General features: G+C 39.0%; 19 protein-coding genes. 14 read left to right on the forward strand and 5 right to left on the reverse strand.

Going from position 1 to position 21,777, the window contains the following annotated elements; all coding sequences use genetic code 11:
• Positions 1-281: 281 nt before the first annotated feature.
• Complete coding sequence (gene gshA / locus ATS72_RS00595; RefSeq protein ID WP_058428567.1) at positions 282-1,859, forward strand: glutamate--cysteine ligase; 1,578 nt, start codon at positions 282-284, stop codon at positions 1,857-1,859.
• A 134-nt stretch (positions 1,860-1,993) separates the two neighbouring features.
• Positions 1,994-2,608, forward strand: a complete 615-nt coding sequence (locus tag ATS72_RS00600) for a transglycosylase SLT domain-containing protein (RefSeq protein ID WP_008132536.1) — start codon at positions 1,994-1,996, stop codon at positions 2,606-2,608.
• A 43-nt stretch (positions 2,609-2,651) separates the two neighbouring features.
• Here the strand turns inward: ATS72_RS00600 and ATS72_RS00605 are convergent, their stop codons facing one another.
• A complete protein-coding gene (locus ATS72_RS00605) occupies positions 2,652-3,923 on the reverse strand; it encodes an HlyC/CorC family transporter (RefSeq protein WP_008132535.1) in 1,272 nt (423 codons plus the stop codon).
• A 61-nt stretch (positions 3,924-3,984) separates the two neighbouring features.
• On the reverse strand, positions 3,985-4,791 hold the full coding sequence (locus ATS72_RS00610) for a cytochrome C assembly family protein (protein ID WP_006792799.1): 807 nt from the start codon (positions 4,789-4,791) through the stop codon (positions 3,985-3,987).
• A 249-nt stretch (positions 4,792-5,040) separates the two neighbouring features.
• Here ATS72_RS00610 and ffh point away from each other — a divergent pair, with 249 nt between their 5' ends.
• The 6 genes from ffh (at position 5,041) to tyrA (ending at position 10,223) form a co-directional block, all read left to right on the forward strand.
• On the forward strand, positions 5,041-6,420 hold the full coding sequence (ffh, locus tag ATS72_RS00615) for a signal recognition particle protein (RefSeq protein WP_006792800.1): 1,380 nt from the start codon (positions 5,041-5,043) through the stop codon (positions 6,418-6,420).
• A gap of 260 nt (positions 6,421-6,680) precedes the next feature.
• Positions 6,681-6,929, forward strand: coding sequence for a 30S ribosomal protein S16 (rpsP, locus tag ATS72_RS00620; RefSeq protein WP_006792801.1), 249 nt, complete (start codon positions 6,681-6,683; stop codon positions 6,927-6,929).
• Between the two features lie 17 nt (positions 6,930-6,946).
• Positions 6,947-7,483 carry a ribosome maturation factor RimM gene (gene rimM, locus ATS72_RS00625; RefSeq protein ID WP_006792802.1) on the forward strand — a complete coding sequence of 179 codons (537 nt, stop codon included), beginning with the start codon at positions 6,947-6,949 and terminating at the stop codon, positions 7,481-7,483.
• Positions 7,483-8,250, forward strand: a complete 768-nt coding sequence (gene trmD, locus ATS72_RS00630) for a tRNA (guanosine(37)-N1)-methyltransferase TrmD (RefSeq protein WP_058428568.1) — start codon at positions 7,483-7,485, stop codon at positions 8,248-8,250. Before rimM ends, trmD begins: the two co-directional genes overlap by 1 nt.
• Before the next feature lie 33 nt (positions 8,251-8,283).
• Entirely contained in the window at positions 8,284-8,643 is a 360-nt protein-coding gene (rplS, locus tag ATS72_RS00635; protein WP_008132530.1) for a 50S ribosomal protein L19, read from the forward strand.
• A gap of 446 nt (positions 8,644-9,089) precedes the next feature.
• Complete coding sequence (tyrA, locus tag ATS72_RS00640; RefSeq protein WP_058428569.1) at positions 9,090-10,223, forward strand: bifunctional chorismate mutase/prephenate dehydrogenase; 1,134 nt, start codon at positions 9,090-9,092, stop codon at positions 10,221-10,223.
• A 61-nt stretch (positions 10,224-10,284) separates the two neighbouring features.
• On the opposite strand, the gene ATS72_RS00645 is transcribed toward tyrA, so the two are convergent.
• Positions 10,285-11,442, reverse strand: a complete 1,158-nt coding sequence (locus tag ATS72_RS00645; protein ID WP_008132528.1) for a chorismate mutase — start codon at positions 11,440-11,442, stop codon at positions 10,285-10,287.
• Between the two features lie 359 nt (positions 11,443-11,801).
• Between ATS72_RS00645 and ATS72_RS00650 the strand changes: the two genes are divergently transcribed.
• Positions 11,802-14,813, forward strand: coding sequence for a bifunctional diguanylate cyclase/phosphodiesterase (locus tag ATS72_RS00650; RefSeq protein WP_058428570.1), 3,012 nt, complete (start codon positions 11,802-11,804; stop codon positions 14,811-14,813).
• Positions 14,814-14,828: 15 nt separating this feature from the next.
• Here ATS72_RS00650 and ATS72_RS00655 read toward each other — a convergent pair whose 3' ends face one another.
• Positions 14,829-15,158, reverse strand: a complete 330-nt coding sequence (locus ATS72_RS00655; protein WP_010555944.1) for a translation initiation factor — start codon at positions 15,156-15,158, stop codon at positions 14,829-14,831.
• A 134-nt stretch (positions 15,159-15,292) separates the two neighbouring features.
• Between ATS72_RS00655 and ATS72_RS00660 the strand changes: the two genes are divergently transcribed.
• The 4 genes from ATS72_RS00660 to ATS72_RS00675 all read left to right on the forward strand — a co-directional run bounded on the left by ATS72_RS00660 (position 15,293) and on the right by ATS72_RS00675 (position 19,231).
• Positions 15,293-15,598 (forward strand): STAS domain-containing protein, encoded by a 306-nt coding sequence (locus tag ATS72_RS00660; protein ID WP_006794681.1) that lies wholly within the window; start codon positions 15,293-15,295, stop codon positions 15,596-15,598.
• The gene (locus ATS72_RS00665; protein WP_058428571.1) at positions 15,598-17,250 is read left to right on the forward strand and encodes a fused response regulator/phosphatase; all 1,653 of its coding nucleotides are present in this window, start codon (positions 15,598-15,600) and stop codon (positions 17,248-17,250) included. The genes ATS72_RS00660 and ATS72_RS00665 overlap by 1 nt, the downstream gene beginning before the upstream one ends.
• Positions 17,251-17,306: 56 nt before the next feature.
• Positions 17,307-17,960, forward strand: coding sequence for a GAF domain-containing protein (locus ATS72_RS00670; RefSeq protein ID WP_058428572.1), 654 nt, complete (start codon positions 17,307-17,309; stop codon positions 17,958-17,960).
• Positions 17,961-18,040: 80 nt separating this feature from the next.
• Positions 18,041-19,231: an amino acid aminotransferase gene (locus ATS72_RS00675; RefSeq protein ID WP_058428573.1), complete on the forward strand. Its 1,191-nt coding sequence runs from the start codon at positions 18,041-18,043 to the stop codon at positions 19,229-19,231.
• 86 nt (positions 19,232-19,317) lie between these two features.
• On the opposite strand, the gene ATS72_RS00680 is transcribed toward ATS72_RS00675, so the two are convergent.
• On the reverse strand, positions 19,318-20,523 hold the full coding sequence (locus ATS72_RS00680; RefSeq protein WP_074210141.1) for an aromatic amino acid transport family protein: 1,206 nt from the start codon (positions 20,521-20,523) through the stop codon (positions 19,318-19,320).
• A 326-nt stretch (positions 20,524-20,849) separates the two neighbouring features.
• Here ATS72_RS00680 and ATS72_RS00685 point away from each other — a divergent pair, with 326 nt between their 5' ends.
• Entirely contained in the window at positions 20,850-21,737 is an 888-nt protein-coding gene (locus ATS72_RS00685; RefSeq protein ID WP_058428574.1) for a DMT family transporter, read from the forward strand.
• The last annotated feature ends 40 nt before the right edge of the window (positions 21,738-21,777 follow it).

Here is a 21,777-nt window from a genome sequence, read left to right on the forward strand (position 1 = left end):
TTCTTTAATCGAAATAACAGGTCTCCTATCCGCATTGGTTTAATGCTTCATTGCATACCGTGTTATTAGTAAATACCTTCGTAAAGCAATTGTATAAAGTAAATAGCAATGGCAAGATTACAACATAATTTTACGAAGATAGTTAAATCAAGCGTATGCTCAAATTAGGGATTTTAAGACTAATTGAAAAAACTAAATGGTTCTTAACAATTTAATCTTGAGTAATCGGTAATTAGCCCCCATAACCGTATGATTAAGCCACGTGGCCCGAGGAAATATTTTTGACAACACAAGATCTAACAAATGCGCTTAACGCGTTATCGACTGGTGAACACCAAAACGCAATTAAAGGCATTAAACGTGGCATTGAACGAGAGTCGCTAAGAATACAAAGCAACGGTGCTATATCTCCTACAGGTCATCCTAAAGGGGTAGGGAGTGCACTAACCAATGGTCATATAACGACTGACTTTTCTGAATCTTTACTTGAATTTATTACACCGGTTAGCGAGTCATCAACGCAAACATTAAAGCAGCTGCGCGACCTACAAAAGTTCACGCTTGAAAATATGGGTGACGAACTGCTTTGGCCTATCAGTATGCCGTGCTTCATCAACCACCAAGACGATATCGTACTTGCTCAGTTTGGTAGCTCGAATATAGGCAAAATGAAGACGCTTTACCGTGAAGGGCTAAAAAATCGATACGGCAGTATGATGCAGGCTATTGCTGGCGTGCATTTTAATATCTCTTTTCCAGAGTCACTTTGGAAGTCTCTGCATTCGTTAAAGCAAAGTAATACGAGCTTGCAGGATTTTATATCTGATGGTTATTTATCGCTGATAAGAAACTTCAAACGCGAGCTGTGGCTTATTAGTTATATGTTTGGCGCATCGCCTGCCCTGTGTAACTCATTTTTGCAAGGTCGTAAAACAGATTTACCTTTTAAAAAGTTAGGTAAAGGTACCTTGTACTTAGAGGTCGGCACTGCACTGCGTTTAGGTAACTTAGGTTACACAAACAGCGCACAATCGTCCTTGCGTGTCATGTATAACTCGCTTGATGAATATGTTGCTGGTTTGAAAAAGGCCATCAATACGCCATCAGATATATACAGCGACATTGACGACTACACTAGCGAACAGCCAAAACAGTTAAATAAAAATATTCTGCAAATAGAAAATGAATTTTATTCGCCAATTCGCCCTAAACGTAATGCGAACAGTGGTGAGACGCCAACAGATGCACTATTGAGAGCGGGTATAGAATATGTTGAAATTCGTGCATTAGACGTAAACCCATTTAGTGAAGTGGGTATCGATATAGAGCAAATTCACTTTTTAGATGTATTTTTAACGTATTGCTTATTAAAAGATTCACCAAACATGGATTGGAAAGAACAGTCTCGCAGTACTGAAAATTTAGATGCGGTTGTAAATCAGGGGAGAGAGCAAGGGTTGATGCTCAACGATAATAATACTCCGCGTAGCCTGCAATCTTGGGGGAATCAAATATTTGCTCAATTGACTGATATTGCAAAGTGGATGGATAAAGCTTACGGCGTAAGTTATTACTCTGAAACAATTGAGCGAATGGGCACGTGGGTTAATGATCCTTCGCTTACTTACTCTGGGCGATATGTAGCAAAACTAAAAGAGTCAGGTTTAGACAATGGTCACTTTGCTTTAGAATTAGCAAATAAGTATAAGCAAAGCCACATAGAAACAGATTACAGTGAGTTTTTAAAGCCGTGGCTCGAGCAGCAAGTTGAGCAGTCAAATGAAGCGCAGCGTAATATAGAAAATGCAGATGCGCAGTCGTTTACAGCGTTTTTAGATGAGTATTTTCATAAAAACTGATAGCCAACATGCACTCAAAAAAAACGCAGCTATTATGGCTGCGTAAATAATATTCAGGGATGAAACAATGCTATACGGCTGCATTAATTATTACGACCAACACTTTTTATGAAAGTTCAGTGAGAACACAAAAAATGAACAAAAAAGCACTTATTTTATCTCTCACTCTCGCTTTTTCCCTTGCCGGGTGTGCTACAGCGCCACCTAAACAGCCAAATGATCTTTGCAAAATTTTTGAAGAAAAGCCTGACTGGTATTTTGATGCAAAAGACGCGCAAGACAAGTGGGGCTCTCCTAAACATGTTCTCATGAGCATGATGTATCAAGAAAGTTCGTTTAAGCACGATGCAGCTCCGCCTATGGAATATTTTTTATGGATTATACCAACAGGTAGAGCAAGCTCAGCCTACGGTTATTCACAAGCTAAAACGCCTACTTGGGCTGATTACGTTCGTGAAACAGGTAACAGCGGGGCAGATAGGGATGACTTTGATGATGCAATCGACTTTATGGCGTGGTTTGTTTATAAAACGCATAAAGTAAACGGCATTTCAAAATGGGATGCTTACGCTCAATATCTTAATTATCATGAAGGCTGGGGCGGGTATAAACGTGGCACATATAAGAAGAAAAAATGGTTAATGAGCGTAGCCAACAAAGTAAAAAATAGAGCAAGTCGTTATGGCACGCAATTAAAGCGATGTGAAGATGAGCTTGATAAAGGCTGGTTGGAGCGGTTATTTACTTAATCGGACAACAGCGTATATAAGGAGCCTTATGGCTCCTTATTTGTTATTGACGAGTACGTTTTTTAGGTTGTATTTTAACCTGTTTAATCATGTTTTCTTTTACTTCGAGTACTTCTAATGGGTATCCCGCAATACGTAAACTGATATTTGCGTCAGGAATATCTTCTAAATATTCAACAATTAAGCCGCTTAATGTTTTAGGGCCATCAAGAGGAAAGTCCCATTCCATTTCTTTATTTAAGTCACGGACGTTTGCGCCACCATCTACAATAAACGAGCCATCAGGTTGTGTTGTCACTTCTTCACTTGGCGTACGTGTTTGAGTGGTCGTGAAATCGCCCACCACCTCTTCTAAAATGTCTTCAAGGGTTACTAGGCCTTGAATATCGCCGTATTCATCAACAACTATACCAATTCGCTCTTTTGATTGTTGAAACTTAAACAGTTGTGTATTTAACGATGTGCCTTCGGGGATAAAGTAAATTTCGCGAACTGCACGCAATAGTGAAGGTTTATCAAATTGCTCTTTTGTTAAAAGTCGCAGCGCATCACGTGAGTGAATAAAACCGACAGCATCATCAATATTATCGCGATACAACAAAACACGTGTATGTTGTGCATGTGTTAGCTGGCGGCTAATTACTTTCCAATCGTCGTTTATATCAATCGCCACAATTTCGTTACGTGGAATCATAATATCTTCAACAGTAACTTGTTCTAAATCTAAGATTGAAGTCAGCATGCTTTGGTGACGAGCAGGTAATAAAGCACCTGATTCGTTCACGACTGTTTTTAATTCTTCTTTGCTCATGCTGTGCTCATCGATTTGAGCTGCACTAATACCAAATAAACGTAATATGCCGTTAGTTAGCCAGTTAACAACTACAACAAACGGAAACATGATTTTCAGCAAGCCTTTAAGTATCACTGAGCTTGGAAAGGCTACTTTTTCAGGGTAAAGGGCTGCGAGTGTTTTAGGTGTTACTTCAGCAAATATAAGCACAACCAAGGTAAGTACACCAGTTGCTATTGCGATACCTAAATCACCGTATAGGCGGATACCTATAATAGTGGCAACTTGAGCTGCGGCTATATTTACTAGGTTGTTACCAATTAAAATGAGGCCAATAAGCCTATCGGGACGGCTAAGTAATTTACTGACTCGTTTAGCTGCACGGTGATCTTGCTTTGCAAGATGTCGCAGGCGTATACGATTGATTGACATAATCCCAGTTTCAGAACCAGAAAAATAAGCAGAAAAAAGTACCAATAATCCTAACGTGATAAACAGGGTACTTGTCGATATGTCGTCCAACGATGGATCCTTTTTTTATAAATCAATGCGTATTAAGCTAGAGTGAGCAACTAGAGTCAAGTTAAAACTTGTTTAGTACGACTTCTTGTACAAAACGGCTGCCAAAATAAGCTAATGTGAGGACAAATGCTGCAACCATGATGGTAATTACCACAGGTTTACCACGCCAGCCTTGTTTAATATGGCCAAGGGCGACTACAACAAAAATAGCCCATGCCACCAACGAAAGTATGGTTTTATGAATAAACTCTTTGGCAAACATGCCATCGAGGAATACAAACCCGCACACGAGTGCAATTGTAAGCAGCGCAGTACCAAGATTAAGCAGTTGATAAAGCTGGCGCTCAACAACCATCAACGGAGGTAAATGGCTATGCACAATGGCGAGATCTTTGCGCTTAAGGCGTTTATCTATAAAGTAAAATTGCACGCCGTATAAGGTTGCAATAATTAAGATACAGTAAGCGAGTAGGGAAAGTGATATGTGGGCAACCAAACCAAGCTCAACATCTATACTTTGCAGCAATATATGATGGGGTATAAATAAGCTTGCAACAGATAAAAGCGCTGCAAAGCCATACACTACGGGCAATAATAAAGTGGCTGGAAATTTTAAGGAGACAGCTGTTACAGACACAACGATAACCCAACAGGTTAGCAGTGCGACATTTACAATGCTTAGATCTTGACCGTCAGAACGAAACACCGAGTTCACCAATAACAACATATGCGCCAATATAGCGACGGTACTCAAGATAACAGTTACTTTTTGGTTTGGGCCTTGTTTATGAAAAAGCCGTGAAAGCACGTGTGACGTTGCTAACACATAAAATAAACTGGTGATAATAGTTAAACTGATGATCAGCATTTTGCTTGGGCCACTTAATTTGAGTCAAAAAATCCTTGCAAGTACAAACGTATTGTATTTTATAGCAACGCAAATGAATAGACCTTAAAAAAGAAACTTAATTCACTGCACTTGAACACTGTATTGTCCACCACTATTTACGGTATACTGTTTTTAATTCAAATTTAATAATATCAATGTCATTAGTCGAGCTAGTAGCTAAATCGGCTGAGTAATTAAATTGGTATAACGTTTTATCGGAACCGATACATGTTTGAGAATCTCCAAGAACGATTAGGTAAAACCTTAAAAAATATCAGTGGCCGTGGCCGCCTAACAGAAGACAACATTAAAGATACTCTTCGCGAAGTGCGCATGGCCTTTTTGGAAGCCGATGTGGCTTTGCCAGTTGTTCGCGATTTTGTAAAGCAAGTTAAAGAACGTGCAGTGGGTGTTGAGGTAACTAAAAGCTTAACGCCTGGGCAAGTGTTTGTAAAAATTGTGCGTGAAGAGCTTGAAAAAGCGATGGGCGAAGCAAACGAAGAGCTGAGCTTAAACGCACAACCGCCAGCAGTTGTTATGATGGCTGGTTTGCAAGGTGCCGGTAAAACGACCAGTGTTGGTAAACTTGCTAAGTTTTTAAAAGAGCGCAAGAAAAAATCAGTGCTTGTTGTTAGTGCCGATGTTTATCGTCCTGCAGCAATAAAACAGCTTGAAACGTTAGCCACAGAAGTTGATGTAGATTTCTTTCCAAGTGATATTTCACAAAAGCCTGTTGATATTGCTACTGCGGCTATTACACACGCTAAAAAGAAATTTATTGATGTTGTATTAGTTGATACAGCGGGTCGCTTACATGTGGATAGCGACATGATGGATGAAATTAAAGATCTTCATTCAGCTATCAACCCAATTGAAACATTATTTGTTGTTGATGCTATGACGGGTCAAGATGCGGCAAATACTGCAAAAGCATTTGACGAAGCTCTGCCACTTACTGGTGTGATATTAACTAAAACAGATGGTGACGCCCGAGGCGGTGCTGCTTTATCTATTCGTCATATTACGGGTAAACCCATTAAGTTTATGGGTGTGGGTGAACGTACAGACGCACTTGAACCTTTCCACCCTGACCGAATTGCATCGCGAATTTTAGGCATGGGTGATGTACTTTCATTAATCGAAGAAGTCGAAATGAAAGTGGATAAAGAGCAAGCTGCCAAAGTTGCCGAAAAAGTATTTAAAGGTGCAGGCTTTACGCTGGATGACTTTGCTGACCAGTTAAAGCAAATGAAAAATATGGGCGGCATGATGTCGATGCTTGATAAACTCCCTGGGATGTCTAATTTACCTGACGCGGTAAAAGGTCAGATGGGTGATAAAACCTTCATTCAAATGGAGGCTATCATCAGCTCTATGACAAAACAGGAGCGAGCTCGTCCAGAAATCATTAAAGGGTCGCGTAAAAAACGTATTGCAGCAGGTTCTGGCACACAGGTACAAGAGATCAATAAGTTGCTTAAACAATTTACGCAGATGCAAAAAATGATGAAAAAAATGAAAGGTAAAGGCGGCATGCAAAAAATGATGCGCGGTATGAAAGGCATGTTGCCACCGGGCATGATGGGCGGCGGCGGTCCAAAATTTTAGATTTTTAGTAAGCGTTGCACTTTAATTAATCACAACGCATACAAAAAAGGAGCAAATTGCTCCTTTTTTGTTGAATAATTTATGCACTCTGTACTGCATTAACTCTAATTTTTAGCCTAGATCACGGTTTAACCTACTAAACTGGCTTTTTGCTTCACTTCTTACTTGCGTTATTGCTAAAAACTCGTACAATTCACCGGCTCCCCATACTGGGGAGTAAATCTTATTAATGAAAACAGTCAATCTATTTAGAGGACGGTATGGTAACTATTCGTTTGCAACGTGGTGGCGCTAAAAAACGCCCTTTCTATCAAATTGTGGTTGCGGATAGCCGTTTCTCGCGTGACGGTCGCTTCATCGAGAAAGTTGGTTTCTTTAACCCAATCGCTTCGGGTCAGGAAGAAAAACTTCGCTTAGATTTATCTCGTGTAGATCACTGGGTAGGTCAAGGCGCAGGTCTTTCAGATCGTGTAGCTAAATTAGTTAAAGACGCTCGTAAAGCGGCTTAATAGGCGTAAGTGTAACCATGAGTCAAGAGAACACCTCATCAATAATTGTCGTAGGAAAGCTCGGCGCCCCTTATGGTATAAAGGGCTGGCTTAAGGTACATTCATTTACTGATGATCCCGCAGGGATCTTCGATTTCAGCCCGTGGTTGATAGGGCAACAAGGTAAATGGCAGTCCTTAGAAGTGGTCGACTGGCGTCGCCACAACAAAGGCTTTATCGCTAAATTTGCGCAAGTAAACGATCGAGACGAAGCAATGGCTTATACCCATGCAGAAATCTCAATGGATGCAACGCAATTACCAGAACTACCGCAAGGTGAGTTCTATTGGCGAGATCTCATTGGCATGTCGGTTGTAACTGATAAAGGTTATAACTTAGGCACTGTTGATGACTTGATGGAGACAGGGTCAAATGATGTACTGGTTGTGAAAGCAAACAGTAAAGATGCATTTGGTCAATCGGAGCGTTTAATACCTTTTTTAACTGATTCAGTTATCAAAGATGTTAAATACGACGTAAAAGAAATTACCGTAGACTGGGACCCTGGGTTTTAATGACTCAAACTAGTTCATTGTGGGTTGGGGTGATAAGCCTTTTCCCGGACATGTTTGACGCAATTACCCAACAAGGGGTTACTGGTCGCGCAGTAAAAAATGGATTAATTGATTTTAACTGCTGGAATCCACGTGACTATGCTTTAGATAAGCACAGAACTGTAGATGACCGTCCTTACGGGGGCGGACCAGGTATGTTAATGATGGTTAAACCATTGGAAAAAGCTATTCTTGACGCTAAAAAAGTGGCAGGTGATGGTGCTAAAGTAATTTATATGTCCCCACAAGGGCGCAAACTTGATCAGCAAGGGGCTAGCGAACTCGCTAACTCTGACAAACTGATTTTGATTGCCGGTCGATATGAAGGTATAGATGAGAGAATAATAGAGTCATACGTTGACGAAGAATGGTCAATTGGTGATTTTATTTTGAGTGGTGGTGAACTACCTGCCATGACATTAATTGACGCAGTAGCGCGATTGGTGCCAGGCGTGTTAGGTCATAACCAATCAGCAGAGCAAGATTCATTTTCGGATGGCTTGCTAGATTGCCCTCACTACACACGACCAGAAACATTGGACGACAAACAAGTTCCTGCTGTATTACTCAGTGGTAATCACCAAGCGATAGCAAGGTGGCGGCTTAAGCAGTCATTAGGCAGAACTTGGATACGACGTCCTGACTTGTTGCATAACCTAGCTCTGACTGAGGAGCAAGCGGTATTACTCGCAGAATTTCAGCAAGAGTACCAAAAAGCTTGTGGCTAGAAGACAGTTACACCTAGGAAAGTGAGAAACATAATGGCAAAAGTAAACCAAAATATTATTAAAGCGCTTGAAGAAGAGCAGCTTAAAACAGACGTACCTGCATTTGGCCCTGGTGATACAGTGGTTGTACAGGTAAAAGTAAAAGAAGGTGCTAAAGAGCGTCTACAGGCCTTTGAAGGTGTTGTAATCGCTAAGCGTAATCGTGGTCTTCACTCAGCATTCACAGTTCGTAAAATCTCGAACGGTGAAGGTGTTGAGCGTGTATTCCAAACGCACAGCCCTCTTATCGATAGCGTAACAGTTAAGCGTCGCGGTGCAGTTCGCCGTGCTAAGCTTTACTACTTACGTGAGCGTTCTGGTAAATCTGCACGTATTAGAGAAAAACTTAACTAATACGCGCTGTTTATCAACGCAAAAAACGGGTTGCAGTCTTCGGATTGCAACCCGTTTTCGTTTTTAAGCGGTCTAGATTTTTATTGTAATGTTGAGTGGCGCAGGCATTATTACGTATTTGAAATAAATTGACTCAAAAAACGTTTTTCTTTTTTATTTACTACAGCTTAGGTTTAAAATTTTTTATTGTTTTTACGCAATGGGTTTATCGATATTTAGCTCACTACTAAAAAACTGAAGACTCATTGATCATTCCCTTCAAAAGCTTTTGAAATGTTGCTCATAATCTGACTGATAACATGAATTCACCGTTGGTTTTAACCTTGCTATATGTGATCAGCCCTTTTAACGTCTAACGTATCCTGTTAGTATTTATCGTATTGATTAGTTTACTTTTATGTAAATATAAATTTACGAAATATGATTTTTTCAAGGTGGGATTGGACGTGGCAAATATGAGTGATTTGGCCCAACTAAGACAAGGCATAGATGAATGCGATGCGCAGCTTGTTGCCTTACTAGCTAAACGTAATGGTATTACCCAAAAAATTGGTGAAATCAAACAGCAAACAGGTGCGCCTTTACATGCACCAGAGCGTGAAGCTGAATTACTAGCGGCTAGGCGCCAAGAAGCAATTAATCAAAATGTAAGTCCTGATCTAGTTGAAGATATTCTCAGACGGATGATGCGTGAAGCATATCAAAATCAACAGGCTAAGTTAGCGTGTGCAGCGCCATCACTTTCACCTATTGTTATTGTGGGCGGCCAAGGGGCGATGGGGCAGTTATTTGCTCAACAATTTATGCGCTCAGGTTATGACGTCAAAATATTAGATAAAGAGCAGCAAGATGATGCCCAAAGCATTTTAACCGGTGCAAAACTGGTAATGATAAGTGTACCTATTAATGCTTTAGAGTCTGTAGTTGCTAAACTACCAAAACTAGATGATGACTGTTTGCTCGTAGATATTACATCAGTAAAGCAATCGCCAATTAAAGCATTAAAAGCAGCTCATAGTGGTCCAGTTGTTGGTTTACACCCTATGTTTGGGCCTGATATTTCACATTGGGTAAAACAAACGGTAGTTGTATGTGAGGGAAGGGAGCATAAGGCGGCAAAAGGGCTATTAGAGCAGTTACAAGTGTGGGGGTGTCAGCTTGTAGAGCTAGATGCTAAAAAACATGATGAAGCCATGCAAATAATTCAGGTAATGCGACATTTAACAACGTTTGTTTATGGGCAGTTTTTAGCAAAACAAAGCCATACTTTAGCAGAGTTACGAAGTTGCTCGTCGCCGATATATCAATTAGAGCTAATGATGGTAGGGCGTTTGTTTGCGCAATCGCCTGAGCTTTATTCCGATATAATGTTGGCTCAGTTTGATGACGTTGAAAGTTTGTTGGCTCAATACCAAGATACCTTTGCTCAAACGCTTGAAAAGCTTAGGGTAGGTGATAAAGCAGCCTTAATGGAGGCATTTGCAGATGCTAAATCATATTTTTCAGACTCAACTGCGCATTTTTTAACACAAAGCCGCAGTTTACTTAATAAAGCGAATGACGCTAAGGTGCTCGACTAGCTTTACATTAAAATAAATGTAAAGGGGGCACATTTTGTGCCTCCTTTTGAATAGCCTATATTTAAGTATTCACACTAACAGCTTGTAATGTTTCACTTTGGTAGCAACCTAATATGCGCACATATTGGGTATGTTCTTTAAGTTCCTCTAGCGCTTCTTTTACTTGGGTATCAGCCAAGTTTGCTTCTAAATCAACATAAAATACTTCTTCCCACGGGTTGCCTGGGGTAGGGCGTGATTCCAGTTTTACCAAGTTTATTTTGTGTTGCTTGAAAATCATCAGTGCATCAGCAAGTGAGCCGGCTTGTTGTTTGGTCGACATGATCAAGCTGGTCTTCGTTGGTATTTGATTCGACACATGCAAAGGCTTACGCGCTACGACTATAAAGCGGCTGTGGTTTTCGCTTTGATTAGCTAAGTTTGATTTAATAACTTCAAGGCCTACATTTTTACCAGCTTGAGCGGAGCCAATTGCAGCACTATTTGGTGTGCTGAGCGCAGATTGAAGCGCTGAAGATGTTGAGTCACATGTTTCATGCTGCAAATCCCCTAACCCTTGTAAAAAGCGGCTACATTGTGCGAAGGGTTGTGGATGAGCAAATACTTTTGTGAGCTGTTCAAGTTGTGTATCAGGTTTAGCTAATAAGCAATGCTCAACACTGTGTGTCACTTCACCAACAATAGATACTTGTGCGTGTTGTAGTAAATCAAATACTTCGTTAATACTGCCTGAGCTGGTATTTTCAATAGGAAGTAATCCAAAGTCTGCTTGCCCGCTTTCTACCTTGGAGGTGATTTCTTCAAACGATGAACACCCAATTTCAACGAGTTTGCCGGGGCGACGGCTAAAGTACTTATGGCAAGCAAGTTGGCTATATGAGCCTTGTCCACCTAAATAAGTAACACGGTGTGTTTCGCTTAATGCATCAGGGTTTAGGTTTTTTTGCAGCATTGCTTGCTGGTGTAATACGGAGTCTTCTAGGATTGTTTGAAAAACATTGTTTACATAATACGCATCTAAGCCAAGTGACTTGCCATAACCAATTAATTTTTCTAGTAGTGCTAGTTCACGGGCTTCATCACGAATAGGCTTGTTATTTGCAATTTTATATTCAACAACACCATGACTAATACGGCGCCGTTTAGCTAGGAGTACGAGTAAGTCAGAGTCTATTTCATTTATATCATGTCTTAATGTGTTTAATACATCATTGGTCATTTTGGGGTTCCTCATTCCAAAAGTCATCTGCGTCAATGCAGCATATACAAAAAAGCCTCCCGGTTGGGAGGCTTTACTATTCGATTGATTTATCTCACAAACAGGCCAGCCTCTTTTATATAAAGAAGCTAAAAAAAGAAAAAATAATGCGAGAATAAAATATGTTCATGCAGTTAATGTATGGAGAGTTAGGGGTAATGTCAATAACATACTTTACTAAGATAGTGCTTAAGTATTGATTATTTCAACTTTTGTAATTTTTTTATAAAGTTTACAAAAAATTTATAATAATGAATTTGAATCTGGTATATTTCATTAACAGCTAAATAATAACAACTATTAATAATTAAGGTTGGCTTGTGCTATATAGACGCCCTCCATCGCGTTTTGGAATAAACTCTTTAAGTGTGAAATTGTCGTTACTCATATCCTCAATTTGTTTAATTGCGGGTGTTTGTGCTGCCTTTTTTATGCTTAAATCTGAGGAAAAGCAGCTGGTTTTTGAAGAGCACGAAGTACTAAAAAGCTCGACCGATTTATTAGTAAGGCAATTTAAAGAACGAATAGAAACAAAAGTTAATATTGCCAAGCAGGCTAACAACATAGTTAATGAGCAGTTATTTCAAAAAAACTCCCCAATTGATCTAACCAGTAAAGCGCAACTACAGTTTAATAGTGATGGTACTATTCGAAGTGCTTCATCTGATGGTTTATCTGCCGCGTTTTTACCACAAGAAAAGTACACACCTTTTTACAAACAGTTATTCAATAACTCTGAAGCACTATGGGATGTTATTTCACCAACATTGGTTTATGACTTCTACAATTTTTACCTTATAACCAATGATGACTTTATCAGAATATCGCCACCTAATTGGGCGTTAAATGCTCCTGCTGATTTTCGAGTAAGCGGTGGTTCAACTTACAAGTATGTTCGCGAAAGTTTAGGCAACTCTGTAGAACCTGAATGGTCAAAGGTTTACTACGATAGGGTATGGCATGATTGGGTGATCAGTTTACTGGTCCCTATTTATTCGAATAATGAATTTATAGGGGTTACAGGCAGTGATATTACGCTTAATAAACTCGTGTCTTTTTTACCTATAGGTGACAAAGAAAAAAACTTACTTGTTTTTGATAGTAAAGGCCAATTATTAGCCCACCCAGATTTGAGTGCTTCATTACTTGCTGAATACGGAAAAAATAATAAAAAAGTGGCTATGGACGAGTTTGTAAACCCTCAGCTCAAGTCAATTATTAGTGAGGCAATTGCGACAAAGCTTCCAGAATATGCAAGTTCTTTTTTACAAAATGACGAGGCACACTTAATCAATATTCAAAAAATTGATCAGCTAGATTGGTACATAGGGGTTTATAAAAAGCGTTCTTCTACATTGTCTGCTCTGCAAGATTTGAAACTTAAGTTTTTTGGTCTTTTTATTCTTTACGCTATTTTAGTTGCCTTGTTATTGCATCAAGCCTTGCAGCATCTTGTGTTACGCCGATTGCATTCACTTGTTTATGCGGTATCGAGCTTTGGTCAGGGTAAACTAGATACTCAATTTCCAGAAGAGAATAAAGACGAAATTGGTACGCTTAACGGTTCGTTTAAAGATATGTCGGTTGAAATTCGTAAATTAATTGATGGACTTAACCAGCGAATAACTGAAAAAGAAATAGCCGAAAAAGCAGCTAATCGATTATCAAAAGCAGTCGCTTTCTCTGGCACAGGTGTTGTTATAACTGACGAGAACTTTGTTATCGAATACGTTAATCCCAAAATGTTAGAGATGACAGGTTATCCAGAGAGTCATTTCACTCGAGCACCACTTTTAAACATTATTGCGTCTGATATGGCTATTTTGGTTGAAGATATTGATATAGACCTACGTAGTCGTAACTATTGGCGCGGTGATACGTTAATTGAAAGCAAAGACAAACAGCCAATTTGGGTTTCATTGAGCGTTTCACCGATACGAGAAGAAGGCGGTAATATCACAAGTTATGTTGCTTCCGCACAAGATATCTCGTTTGTTAAAGAAAGCCAGCGTAAAATGGAACAGCTCGCTTATTTTGACACGCTAACAGGTTTAGCTAACAGAACCTTCTTCAGAATGCAGTTACGTAAATCTCTTGCGCTTGCAGAACGTGGTCATTATGCATTTTCACTTTTTTACTTTGATTTAGATGAATTTAAGCGAATTAATGACACCCTTGGACATGACGCAGGCGATCAATTATTAATACAGGTTGCGAATAGACTTAAGAAGCGCCTAAGATCGGAAGATACGATTGCACGTTTAGGCGGCGATGAGTTTGCAGTATTACTCAGTGGAATTGAAAGCCAAGAGCACGCAACCGATGTAGCAAATACAATACAGCAAACGCTTAATATGCCAATTATGCTAGGAAATAACGAAGTAATTATAAGCGCGAGTATTGGTATTACTATGGCGCCATATGACAGCCTTGAAGAAGATCAGCTTCTGAAACACGCGGATTTAGCAATGTATGAGGCCAAAGAGAAAGGGCGTAATACGTTCCACTTTTATAGCCAAGAGCTAAATGCAGCCGCAAATGAGCGATTATTTATTGAAAACGAGCTGCGTATTGCGTTAAAAGAAGATCAGTTTGTGGTTTATTATCAGCCGCAGATAGATAGCCGTACTCAAAAGGTTGTAGGATACGAGTCATTATTGAGATGGTTCCACCCAACAGAAGGTCTAATACCGCCAGATAAGTTTATTCCTGTAGCTGAGGCGACAGGGCTTATTGTTGAATTAGGTGAGTGGGTATTACAGGAGTCATGTAATTTCGTTGTGAGATTGACAGAGCAAAACCGTGAAAATAACGTATCGATTAACTTATCTGCTCGCCAATTTAAAGATTCGAATCTTGTGCCGACCCTAAGTAAGATGATTATTACATCGGGCGTATCGGCTAAACGATTACATTTAGAGTTAACTGAAAGCATGTTGATGGGGAACGTAGAGGCTGCTATTGCTCAACTTCATGAGCTAAAAGCACTAGGTATTTCTATTTCAATTGATGATTTTGGAACGGGGTATTCTTCGCTTAGTTATTTAAAACGCTTCCCGGTAGATATACTAAAAATAGATCGTTCATTTGTGCAAGATATCCCAGAAGATAGCAATGATATGGAGATTACTGCCGCTATTATAGCAATGGCTCAAAAGCTTAATTTAGATGTGGTTGCTGAAGGGGTAGAAACCATAGAGCAAGTTGAGTTTTTACAAAACAACAACTGTTTTATAGTGCAAGGGTACTATTACAGCCGGCCAATCCCTGAGTCTGATTTACCAGACTTATATTTAAAGCTGGGTGAAGTACCATTTAAAAAAGTAATGTAGCTTTATAATTGCGGGTTAACCACCCGCAATTTTCACTTTAAACTTTAAGCCCTCTAAAATTGCTTTTAACTTATCTCGGTCATCGCCTTGGACTTCTATAACGCCTTCTTTTACAGCGCCACCTTGGCCCATTTTACTTTTTATTGTTTTAGCTAACTTTTTTAAGTCATGTTCTTTTGGGTCTATGCCAACAACAAGCATTACGCCTTTACCTTTACGGCCTTTTGTTTGACGCTCAATACGAACAAACCCATCTTTGAAAAGCTTAATATCAAGCTCTTTTTCTGGTTTTGGCTGGTCAATGCGTCCAGTGCTTGTTGAATATACTAAGTGACTATCTGTCATGGTTTACCTTATTCAGTCAAAATGTATTAAATAATGGCGTAAATAATAGCAAATTTGCTGTTGTGTGTTTTTCTTTTTGCTAAATACTTTTAACAGGTTATATTTAATCAAAGATACATTTAACGGAGAAATCGATGAATTTAACTACCCGTACATCAGCCGATGGGAAAGCGCTAACAATACAAATAAAGGGAAAGTTTGACTTTAATTTAGTGCAGTCTTTTCGCCAAGCCTATGCTCAGATAGACAGTAGCACTAACAAAGTGATTGTAGATTTAAGAGAAACTGACTATATGGATAGTTCTGCACTAGGCATGCTTTTAAATATGAAAAAAACATTAGAAGATAAAGTGACTGTGTTTGAAATCACTAATTGCCAGCCACAGCTGAAAAAAATATTACAAATATCGCGCTTCGATAAGAAATTTGATATTAGCTAATGGCAGCACACGTTCTTATTGTCGATGATCAGGCATTAAACCGTATTTTATTAAGTCAAATGCTCAAAGATGAAGGTTATCAAGTATCGATGGCCTTCAACGGCCAAGAAGCAATTAAAGTCCTTGAGCATGAAGCCATAGACATTGTGTTACTCGATGTAATAATGCCGGTTATGGATGGTTTTGAGACAGCCAAAATAATAAAAAATAAATACAGTGAAGTTTATTTACCTATTATTTTTATTACTTCGTTAGACGACAAAGCAAGTTTTGAAAAATGTTTAGAAGTTGGCGGAGATGACTTTATCCACAAACCATTTGATAAAGTTATTCTTCACGCAAAAATTAAAGCTCATAGAAGAACTCGTGAGCTAAGTAAAAAAGCCAACCAACAAAAGCAACTGCTCGAGTATCACCATAATCAAATTGAACGTGAACACGAAATAGTTGAGCATATATTTAATAATTCGCTCGAGAATCAAGATGATTTTAAGCAGTATCTCGACTTTAATTTGTCGCCAGCGTCCATGTTTAATGGAGACATGTTTTTAGTTGCGCAAAGTCCAATAGGTAACTTGTATTGTATGCTGGGTGACTTTACCGGGCACGGCCTAGCGGCTGCTATTGGTGCACTCCCTGTATCTCGCGCATTTTATACAATGGTAAATAAAGGTAAAGCCGTTAATGATATTGCCTTTGAACTAAATACACTTCTTTACAACCTGTTACCGGGGCATATGTTTTGCGCAGCTACCATTGTTGAGCTCAGTGCGTCAGGAAAAAGTATATCAGCGTGGCTTGGTGGCTTACCCGATGCATATTTGATCAATACTAAAGGTAATATAGAAAAGACATTAGAGTCTCAACACATGGCATTGGGTATATTAGACAAACATGAATTTGAGTACGATTTAATACATTTTGAAGTAAATAGTGATACACGTTTAGTTTTTGCTACCGACGGCATAATAGAAACCACTAATAAGCAGGACGAGTTTTTTGCCGAAGAACGTTTTATAGCATCATTAAAAAGTAAGCCCATGATCTCTTGTGAAGATATAATTGCTGATGTGAGTGATTTTGCGCAGGGCTTACAACAACAAGATGATGTAAGCATTGTCTTGCTTAACTGTTTGCCTTTGCAGGTGGAAGAAAAGCCGAGAGAGCCTTTTTCAACGCTTGCCTTCAATTTGTCATTAAGCCTTAATTCAAAGCAAATTAAGCAAACCGATCCTGTCTACGATATTGTCAATATTCTTAGTCGTATTGAGGGATTAAATGACCATCGCTCAAACATTTTTTTACTCCTTTCTGAAGCTTACAATAATTCACTTGATCATGGTGTTTTAGGATTAGACTCCGCAATAAAGCTGCAAGAAGACGGTTTTTTTAAGTTTTATGAAATGCGTGAGAAAGCCATAAATGAGTTAAAAGATGCCATGATCATTATTGATATACGCTACTGCCCAGAAACACTCAGTTTGTATTTTATCATTTGTGATTCGGGAAGGGGATTCAGTAGCCAATCAAATGATGAAATGAGTGGCAATAATGAATTTGGGCGAGGTCTTTCACTGCTTGAGGAAATTGCAGAAAAAGTTACATATAACGCCAGTGGTAACCAAGTTGAAATGTCCTATAAGTTGATCTAGCTCTGTGAAAATATCCATGCTATCATTTCTGGCAACTTAGATGTATGGATGGCCAAATGATTTCTTCTTATTTAACGCAAGCGCATTTGCGCGTTAATGCAAACTTAATTTCAGCCGAGCTTGAAAAGCTTGAGCACTATCTAGCGCATACATCTTTACCAGAAACGCGTTGGCAGTATCAAATACCTGAATTAGGTGAAGGCGGGGCGTGTAGCTTATTTGGTTACTTGCAAGATGAGCCTTTTAACCTTGCTGATTTTATAAATAAAGATAGCAATACCAAGCTTGCACAGCTGCAAAGTATTGTTAACTATGTACACGCGCAAACGGGTGTTGACTGGTATGGTATTTATCAATCAACAGACACAGACGAAGGTAAACAACTTTTAAAGCTTGCTTATCATGGTGTACCTAGCCGCCCTCTATTTCCGCTTACAGAGGCCTTTGCTGCAGGAAGTAATAATGTTCAAGTGGCGTTATCACAAAAAGGTCGCATTATTAATAATGTAGGGAAGTATTTAGCACAAGGTGGAGAGTATTATACCTGTGACCCTAAAGTTAAATCTGAAGTATGTTTGCCTTTATTTAATGCCCAAAATGAGTGTGTAGGTATTATTGATGCTGAAGCATTTGATTATGACTTTTTTGATGACAAAGTTTTGGCCATTTTAATTGCGTGTTGTATTAAAATTCCTCACTCACTCGTGTAAATAACACTAGTCAACGTGATGTGCTTTTATGTTAAGCTAAGCTTAATTGCTAACCCATAAATATAGATAAGAGATAGCCCATGTTCTCAGTATTAAAACCATTACCAACCGATCCTATTCTTGGCCTTATGGCGGCCTATAAAAAAGATACAAACCCTAATAAAATTGATTTAGGTGTGGGTGTTTATAAAGATGAGCACGGTAATACACCTGTATTAAACGCAGTGAAGAAAGCAGAAGCATTTCGCTTAGAAAATGAAACAAGCAAATCTTATATTGGCTTAGCAGGTAACTTAGACTACTGTCAAAAAATGGAACAGCTATTACTTGGTGAGCACCAAGCATTATTAGCAAATCGCGTGCGTACAGCACAAGCACCAGGTGGTACAGGTGCACTTCGTGTTGCTGCTGAGTTTATTAAGCGTTGTAATACAGATGCAACTGTATGGGTTACTACACCTACTTGGGCAAACCACATTAGTTTATTTGAAGCTGCGGGTTTAATCGTAAAAGAATACCCATACTACGACTACGAAAATAAAGACCTGCTATTTGATGAGATGATCAATACCCTTAAGCAAGTGCCAAAGGGTGATGTAGTGCTATTACACGCATGCTGTCATAACCCAAGTGGCATGGATTTAAACGAAGCTCAGTGGAACACAGTAGCAGAGCTTGCTAAAGAAGTTGGCTTTACACCATTAGTAGATATAGCTTACCAAGGCTTTGGCTCTTCACTAGAAGAAGATGCACGCGGACTTCGTATTTTAGCTGATGCCGTTGAAGAGTTAATTATTTGCTCATCGTGCTCTAAAAACTTTGGTTTATATCGTGAGCGTATCGGTGCATGTTCATTAATTGCAAAAGACAGTGCGACAGCTGATGTGTCAAACTCAGTAATGCTAAGTGTGGTACGTAGCATTTATTCAATGCCTCCGGCACATGGTGCTGATATTGTTAACACTATTTTAAGCAGTACAGAGCTTACGCAAATGTGGCATGCTGAACTTGATGAAATGCGTACACGTATTAATGGCCTTCGTAGTTTAATTAAAGAAAGCTTAGCATCAAAAGACATAGCGCAAGACTTTTCATTTATTGAACGTCAACACGGTATGTTTTCGTTCTTGGGTATTAATAAAGAGCAAATTGAGCGATTACAAAAAGAGTACGGCATATACATTGTTGGCTCAAGTCGTGTCAACGTAGCCGGTGTTAGCAAAGCAAACCTTGATTACTTTGCAAATGCAGTTGCTGACGTTTGTAAATAAACTTAGCTAATATAAAAAAACCGCACTCCATTAATCATGGTGTGCGGTTTTTTATTAACTAAATTTTGGTGTTACAAAAGCAAGCTTTAACCAATTGCAGGTATAAACCCACTCATTTGCATAAATTGCGCAGTAATTATTAGCACACCACATAACGCTGCAATCAATAGGCCTGTACGACCACTGCGTACTTTATAACCAGTGTCGGAACTAGTTGAGGCGCGTTGTTTATAAACCATAGCAACAGGTAAAAATACAGCCAGTACAACTAAAGCTATGGCGGCATAGCCAAGGGCCATTATAAAGCCTTGCGGGTAAAAAAGAGCAAATCCTAAAGGCGGAATAAATGTAATAAGCGCTGTTATAACACGGCCTTGGTTGTTATCTCCTTGTTTAAATGCATCAGCAAAAAAATCAAATAAACCTAAGCTTACACCTAAAAATGAAGTCGCTAACGCTAAATCAGCAAATAATTTCACCGTTATAGATACATTTGGATTATGTGCAATACCTGCAACACTGGCTACAAAACCACTTAAGCCCTCACTATTGAGTAAATCGCTTTGGCTCATAATGCCTTGGCTTAATAGTTGCCAAAATATGTAAATCACCAAGGGCAATGCTGCGCCTGCAATCATCACTTTACGCAGAACTTTTACGTCAAGGCCTACGTATTTAACAATTGATGGGATAGAGCCGTGAAAACCAAAAGATGTAAATACCACAGGAATTGCCGATAATATTAGCCCTTGCTCAACAGGCATTTCGAGCAAGTGCTTTGCTTGTACATAAGGCGTAAGCATATAAAATAAGCAAGCTAAAACAATCACCTTGATTGAAAAGAGTATTCTATTAAATTTATCTACCTTGCTAGTCCCTAGTGTAACCACGCTTGCAATAATGACCGCCAAAATAACGGAGCCAAATTGGGGGGCAATTTCTAATTCAAATCCAAGGTTGATCCGCTCTTGAAGCTGAGCACCACCGCCTGCGATATAAGCTGCACATAAAGCATAAAATAAAAACACCATTGAAAAATTGGCAATGTATTGACCGCGCTTCCCAAGCCAGCGTTTAGCAAGTGTATTTAACGTGGCATCACGAGGAGCAAACTGGTGTAGCTCTAGCATAAGCAAGGCGGTGTAAGTCATTAATATCCAGCTTGCAACAATGAGTGCAAGTGCAGTCATAAAACCTAAGCCAGCAGAAGCGATAGGTAAAGCAAGCATACCAGCACCAATAGTGGTACCAGCTACAATTAACATGCTGCCTGTTGTTTTATTTTTGAGCACTTAATTACCTTAATTATTATTAATTTACACGCACCATATAACTAGAACGGTAAAACTCAAATAGTTTTGTTATAAATGGCATTAAATAAAATGTAACTTACATTTTACAGCTGTATATTTAAGCATTTTTTAATCTTTAATATGATTAAATATCTATTCATAAACCCTTTACAGCGTATAATTCTATTACTAGTTATTGAGCGTTTATATCTTAAGATTAAACTGACAGTTAAGTACCTGTACTGTAACTAATTTATTTATATTCTTAGCTGGCTTTTTCCCTTAAAACCCACTCGCCTTATTTTCAACTTACAAAGGAATGGTACGTGCCTGTTAAAGTTTCTTATTTTTTAATGGTTCTTATATGGTCCACCACACCGCTGGGTATTGTGTGGAGCAGTGAGAGTGTTTCGCCATCACTAGCGGTGTTAATGCGTATGCTCGTTGGGCTATTTATTGGTGCGCTTGTCGTTGCAGTCACTAATGTGAGAGTGCCATGGAGTAAGCAAGCTTGCCTACTCTATGCTTACTCAAGTATTGGTATTTTTGGTGGCATGTTATTGAGTTATATGGCGGCTAGAACAGTGCCCTCTGGCATTATTTCACTTATGTTTGGATTAGCTCCTATTTTATCTGGATTGCTTGCTCAACAGCTATTAAACGAGCCTAAATTTAGTTTTATAAAACTCATTGCTTTAGCAAGTGCGTTAGTCGGACTTTATTTTGTAAGCTATAACCAAGTACAAAACTCACAAACTCAGGGACTTGGGCTTGTATATGTATTTATGGCTGTGTGCTTTTTTAGCTTAAGCGGTGTGATGATAAAGCGGGTGAGAATTGCAATTCACCCTATGGCCACAACATTTGGTGCACTAGTATTTGTAACGCCATTATTTTTTATTGCGTGGTGGGTGCTTGATGGTGAGCTTAATATACAAAACTGGAATTTAAGGTCGCTTTGGGCAATTGGTTATTTAGGACTCTTTGGGTCGTTAATAGGGGCATTGGCATATTTTCATGTTTTACAAAACTTAAACGCGAGCACCGTTGCGTTAACAACACTTATTACACCTAGCTTTGCAATAGGGTTAGGTGCGTGGCTTAATAACGAGCCACTAAGTAAAGAGCTAATAATTGGCGCTGCTATTATTGTAATTAGTTTAGGCTTTTTTCAATTTGGTGATAAATACTTAAAAACTAAAAGTAAGCGCTAGGGCGTGTTTAACTTTGCGGCATAAAATGTGTTTAATCGAG

Origin of the sequence: Pseudoalteromonas sp. 13-15, assembly GCF_001468205.2 — a bacterium.
Taxonomy (GTDB): domain Bacteria; phylum Pseudomonadota; class Gammaproteobacteria; order Enterobacterales; family Alteromonadaceae; genus Pseudoalteromonas; species Pseudoalteromonas marina.